The sequence below is a fragment of the Streptomyces sp. RP5T genome, assembly GCF_003933965.1.
Taxonomy (GTDB): Bacteria; Actinomycetota; Actinomycetes; order Streptomycetales; family Streptomycetaceae; genus Streptomyces.
In genome coordinates this window covers 1-5,523 of the sequence record NZ_RSAJ01000551.1, presented here as the reverse complement: position 1 = coordinate 5,523, position 5,523 = coordinate 1, and the positions used below count along the sequence as shown (strand labels likewise).

The window sequence follows — 5,523 nt, the reverse complement described above, 5'->3', positions numbered from 1 at the left end:
GTCCCGCACCGCCGCGGCCATCATCTCCCCAGCTCCTTGCGCCGCCGGAAGGTCAGCGAGCCGCGCTCCCGGCCGCCGTTGCGATGGGAGTTGCCCTCCGTGCCCTTGACCAGGCCCAGTTCACCGGCGAGCGTCCACAGGGCCTGCTTGACCGTGCCCTTGGCGTCGAGTTCGTGGACCCGTCCCGCGTCCACCGCGCCCTGGAGCTCCTTGAAGTTCGCCGGGATCACGGTCGCCGCGACGCCCGTGCCGGTGATCTTCTGGATGAGCGCGGGCTGGATCTCCGTACCGCGGCTGTGGCGGTTGACGACGACGGTGGTCTCCTCGGCCTTGCGGACCTGGAGCCGGTCCCACATCCGCACGGCACGCTTGGCGCCGCGTACCGCGACCACGTCCGGGGTGGTGACGAGCAGGGCCGTGTCGGCCATCTCCACGACCGCCGCGCCGGCCCCGCTGAGCTGGGCCCCGCAGTCGACGACGACGACCTCGTAGCGGGAGCGCAGGGCGCTGACGATCTGCCGGGCGGCGCGCTCGGTGACCTCCTCGCCGCGTTCGCCCTCGCCGGGGGCGAGCAGCAGCGCGAGGCCGGTGTCGTGGGAGAAGACGGCGTCGGCGAGGACGCGTGGCGAGATGTCGGTGATGGTGGCGAGGTCCACGACCGAGCGGCGGAACTGCACGTCCAGGTAGGAGGCGATGTCGCCGGTCTGGAGGTCCAGGTCGAGCAGGGCGGTGGTGCGGCCGGACGCCTGGGCGGCGAGGGCGAGCTGGATGGCGGTGGTGGTGGCGCCGACGCCGCCCTTGGCCCCGCTGACGGTGACGACGGTGCCGCCGACGCCGGTGAACACGTCGGTGGCGGCGCCCAGGTGCCGTCGTACGCCCGTGGACCACTGGGCGACCGCGTGCACCCGGGTGGCGAGTTCCTCGTAGCCGAGCGGGAGGGCGATGAGGCCGCGGGCGCCGTAGTCCATGGCGGCCTGGAAGAGGCCGGGGCTGACGTCGGAGGTGACGAGGATGACGCCGACGGCCGGGAAGCGCAGGGCGACCTCGCGGATGAGCTCCAGGGCGGGGACGGGTCCGATGCGCTCGTGGACGACCACGACCTCGGGCAGTTCGTCGATCGACTCGGACGCCAGGCGCGCGAGGGTGTCGATGAGCTGGGTGGAGTCGGTGACCGGGGCGACGGGCTCGGCGTCCGGCAGCTGGCTGAGCAGCGTGGTGAGGGAGCGGACCGCGTCCGCGTCGCCGACTGCCGGGAGGATCCTCGTGGGCATGGCGGCCTCTCACTTGTCCTTCGCGAGTTCGTACGTGCGCTGCTGCTCGGGCACGGTCCCGGTCTCGCCCGGGGCCACCAGCGCGAGCCTGACCCGCTTGGCGAAGGACTCGGCGTACGTGATGCGCTGGGCGTCGAGGGCGGAGAGCGCGAAGGTGATGGGCCGGGCCTCGGTGGCCGCGCGGGTGCGGTCGTCGGCGTCGGGCTGGAGCGGGGTGAGGTCGCCGACGTCCAGGACGCGCGCGTTCGTCACGATGATCTTGGACTGGTCGGGATCGCCTTCCTTCTGCCCCTCGAAGGTCGCGTACACGTTGACCGCGGAACCCGCCGTGATCTTGCCCGCCACACCGGTCGCCGCGTCAATCATGATGGCGATCTCCTGCTGCCCGGGCTGGAGCGCGGGCTGGTCGACGATCATGTCGCTCTGGAGCAGCGAGCCCTTCTTGAGGGTCGTCACGGCGATCTTGTCGCGGATGGCGGCGAGGTCGGTGACCGCGTTGGCGGACAGCCAGCGCTCGGGCATCTCGGTCTTCTCGAACTGCTCCGCGCTCAGCCGGGTGTAGGGCTCGATGTCCTTCTTGACCTCGTACGCCGTGACTTCGGGGCCGACCTTGGACTTCACGTCGTCGATGACGGAGAGCACGCCGGCGAAGGCCGCGAGGGCGCCCAGGACCGACAGGAGCAGGAGTATCACGCCGCGGCGCTGACGGGAGTTCATGAACCGTACAACCTCGTTGGGGGGCTCGGTCGAGCGGAATCGGGGACGGGGGCGATCCGGTACGGCTCACCCGGCGGGCAGTTGGTGCCTTGGTTGCTGCTGGTGCTGCTGGTGCTGGGGAACGGGTGCCACGGGTGCGGTGGCCGAGCAGAAGACGCAGCGGTCGCCGATGACGTCGATACCGCACCAGTGGCAGATGTTCTGCCGTACCGAGGTGACCAGTTGGTAAAGGACGGACAGGTCGGGCAGGAAGGCGCAGAACTCGATCAGCCTGCCGGTGCCCCACCACTCGGCGGACTCGGCTGGCAGCGGGGCCTCGCGCAGCCCCTGGATCCGCCAGGACTTGGCGAGGGACCCGGAGACCCAGTCGGACGGGAGCTGGCCGCGGGCGACGAGCATCGAGGTGGCGAACTCCGGGCCGGCGAGCGTGGTGTCCGGGGTGATCCTGACGAGCTGCGGCTGGGGGTGGGCGAGCACGGCGAACTGGCTGCCCGGCACCCAGGACTTGGCGTGCTGCTTCAGCCCGACGGGGACCCGGTCGAGCTTGGCCACCGAGCCGAGGAGCGCGCCCGCGTGGAGGTAGTGGGTGAGCAGCCGGCCGGCCGAGGCGAGGACGCCGGGGCTGAGGTCGCAGGAGGCGAGCTGTCTCAACTGCCGGGCGAGGACGGCGAGTCCGAGCGGTGGCAGATCGGGCTGGAACAGGGCGATCCGGTCGCTCTCCAGCAGGGACCGCACGGTGCGCAGCCGCTGGTCCACCGCCGGGGGCACGGCACGGGAGTACACGACGACCACGTGGCCGTGCTGGTCGATCAGCGTCTGGAGGACGGCTAGCGAGTGGTCCAGCGGCTGCCGGTCCAGGCCGTCGAGCACGACTGCGGGCAGGGTCCGCTCGTCCTGCGCCGGCAGCGCCATGTCGGCGCCGGTCACTGCGATGGCAGTTGGCACGCGCAGCTCCCCGTATCCCATGCCCGAGGGTCCGACGGATCACTCCGGCACACCCGGTCGACTTCACTGCGTGACTACCTGAGCACTGTAACCACGGCTCTGTGACCGGAGAACAGCGATTCCGTGACTTCCTGGCCTGCCTGACGGACCAAAAGGGGGCGATTACCGCCCAGATGGGGCGCACTTGCCACGTGCGAGGGCCGGAGAAGGGCCAGTTGCGCATCCATCCTCGACGTCCTTCTTGACAGCGGGATTGGTCTGGACCAACTCTCTTGTCATGCCCATAATCAGCAGACAACGGCTCTGGACGACGACCGTCCTCACGGCCCTCGCCCTGGGGTTCGCGGGACCGGCCGCCGCCGCGGACGTCAACAACGCGAAGAACGCCGGCTTCGAGTCCGGCCTGACCGGCTGGACCTGCTCGGCCGGCAGCGGTACGACCGTCTCCTCCCCCGTGCACGGCGGCGCGGCCGCGCTGAAGGCGACGCCCGCCGGGCAGGACAACGCCAAGTGCGTCCAGACGGTGGCCGTGAAGCCGAACTCGACGTACACGCTGAGCGCCTGGGTGCAGGGCGGCTACGCCTACCTGGGCGCGACCGGCACCGGCACCACGGACGTGTCGGCCTGGACCCCGGACTCCGCCTCCTGGAAGCAGCTGACGACCACCTTCACCACGGGCGCCTCGACGACCTCGGTGACGGTGTACACGCACGGCTGGTACGGCCAGGCCGCCTACCTCGCCGACGACGTGTCGGTGTACGGCCCGGACGGGGGCGGGGGCGGCGACCCGGCCCCGACGGTCCCCGGGACGCCGGGCGGCCTGACGGTCTCCGGCACGTCGTCCTCGTCGGTCTCCCTGGCCTGGAACGCGGTCTCGGGAGCCACGGGCTACCACGTCTACCGCGACGGCACGAAGGTCACCGCGGTGACCGGGACCTCGGCGACCGTGACCGGGCTCGCCGCCTCGACCTCGTACGGCTTCCAGGTCACGGCGGTGAACGCGGCGGGTGAGTCGGCGAAGTCGGGCGCGGTGACGGGCACGACGAGCGCGTCGACGGGCACCGGGGGCGGCGCGGTGCCGAAGCACGCGGTCACCGGGTACTGGCAGAACTTCGACAACGGGGCGACGGTGCAGAAGCTGTCGGCCGTGCAGTCGCAGTACGACATCATCGCGGTGGCGTTCGCGGACGCGACGACGACCCCGGGTGCCGTTTCCTTCACCCTCGACTCGGCCGGGCTCGGCGGGTACACGGTCGACCAGTTCAAGGCGGACATCAGGGCGAAGCAGGCGGCCGGGAAGAAGGTCGTCGTCTCCGTGGGCGGGCAGAACGGCACGGTCTCGGTGAACGACCCGGCCTCCGCCGCGAACTTCGCGAACTCGGTGTACGCGCTGATGCAGACGTACGGCTTCGACGGCGTCGACATCGATCTGGAGAACGGGCTCAACGCGACCTACATGTCACAGGCGTTGCGATCGCTGTCGGCGAAGGCCGGGTCCGGGCTGGTCCTCACGATGGCGCCCCAGACCATCGACATGCAGTCGACCTCCAACGCGTACTTCCAGACCGCGCTGAACGTGAAGGACATCCTCACCGTCGTCAACATGCAGTACTACAACAGCGGTTCGATGCTGGGCTGCGACGGCAAGGTCTACTCCCAGGGCTCGGTGGACTTCCTGACCGCCCTGGCCTGCATCCAGCTGGAGGGCGGGCTGGCACCGTCCCAGGTCGGGCTGGGTCTGCCGGCGTCGACCCGCGGGGCGGGCAGCGGTTACGTCTCCCCGACGGTGGTGAACAACGCCCTGGACTGCCTGACCAGGGGCACCGGGTGCGGCTCCTTCAAGCCCCCGCGGACCTACCCGGACCTGCGCGGCGCCATGACCTGGTCGACGAACTGGGACGCGACGGCGGGCAACACCTGGTCGGGCACGGTGGGACCGCACGTGCACGGGCTGCCGTAGCCGCGGGCCAGGACGCGGCCGGGTGGCCGCCCTGAACAACCGGCACGACTCGCCGTCCCGTCCCACCGATCGTCGGGCTCAGCCCGTGCACGCCGGCACCCGGAACGCCACCGGGGCCGGCGCGCACGGGACCGATCGCATGGACCGGACGGCCGTAACGCACGACGCCCGTCACCGCCAGGCCGACCGACGCCCACGTGACGCGCACGCGCGAGAAGCGGCGCCGAGCCGGACGGGCCGCGGAGGCGGCGCACGACCACCGTTGCCTCCGCTCTCCGTCCCTCATGGATCCGCGGCTCGCCATTCCCTGGTCACGCCAGCGGTCGGTAGTACCCCAGGATCGGTGCCAGTTGGGCGAACCAGCGGCCCAGGGTGTCGCGGGTCCTCGCGTCGACCACGCACTCGTAGAAGCAGCCGTCGAGGTGGACGACCGCCACCATCAGGGTCTTGCCGTTCGGGCCGGCCTTGTAGTGGACGCTGCGGATCTCGTTCCAGGGGAACTCGGCGGAGTGGCCGTGGTCCTCGAAGGCGACGCCCGCGGAGTCGACGACGACGGAGTTGTGGCGGTCCACCGCCATGAACTCCGGGCCCTCGACGACCGGTGGGGGCGGCGGCTGCCCGGTGAACGCC

5 protein-coding genes are annotated in these 5,523 nt (G+C 71.1%); 1 reads left to right on the top strand and 4 read right to left on the bottom strand.

What is annotated here, in order from left to right; genetic code table 11:
* Window positions 1–20: 20 nt before the first annotated feature.
* From EHS43_RS36025 to EHS43_RS36015, 3 genes are all read right to left on the bottom strand, one after another.
* Window positions 21–1,271, bottom strand: a complete 1,251-nt coding sequence (locus EHS43_RS36025; protein ID WP_125194815.1) for an AAA family ATPase — start codon at window positions 1,269–1,271, stop codon at window positions 21–23.
* A 9-nt stretch (window positions 1,272–1,280) separates the two neighbouring features.
* On the bottom strand, window positions 1,281–1,988 hold the full coding sequence (gene cpaB, locus EHS43_RS36020) for a Flp pilus assembly protein CpaB (RefSeq protein ID WP_125194814.1): 708 nt from the start codon (window positions 1,986–1,988) through the stop codon (window positions 1,281–1,283).
* 66 nt (window positions 1,989–2,054) lie between these two features.
* Window positions 2,055–2,954, bottom strand: coding sequence for a hypothetical protein (locus EHS43_RS36015; protein WP_125194813.1), 900 nt, complete (start codon window positions 2,952–2,954; stop codon window positions 2,055–2,057).
* A 256-nt stretch (window positions 2,955–3,210) separates the two neighbouring features.
* Here EHS43_RS36015 and EHS43_RS36010 point away from each other — a divergent pair, with 256 nt between their 5' ends.
* On the top strand, window positions 3,211–4,893 hold the full coding sequence (locus tag EHS43_RS36010) for a chitinase (protein WP_125194812.1): 1,683 nt from the start codon (window positions 3,211–3,213) through the stop codon (window positions 4,891–4,893).
* Between the two features lie 311 nt (window positions 4,894–5,204).
* On the opposite strand, the gene EHS43_RS36005 is transcribed toward EHS43_RS36010, so the two are convergent.
* Window positions 5,205–5,523, bottom strand: a 319-nt coding sequence (locus tag EHS43_RS36005; protein WP_260470871.1) for a hypothetical protein, incomplete at its 5' end; no start/stop codon positions are given.

Coding starts and splice junctions, on each gene's coding strand:
- EHS43_RS36015 (WP_125194813.1), bottom strand. CDS start 2,954: ATGGGATACGGGGAGCTGCGCGTGCCAACTGCCATCGCAGTGACCGGC.
- cpaB (WP_125194814.1), bottom strand. CDS start 1,988: ATGAACTCCCGTCAGCGCCGCGGCGTGATACTCCTGCTCCTGTCGGTC.
- EHS43_RS36025 (WP_125194815.1), bottom strand. CDS start 1,271: ATGCCCACGAGGATCCTCCCGGCAGTCGGCGACGCGGACGCGGTCCGC.
- EHS43_RS36010 (WP_125194812.1), top strand. CDS start 3,211: ATGCCCATAATCAGCAGACAACGGCTCTGGACGACGACCGTCCTCACG.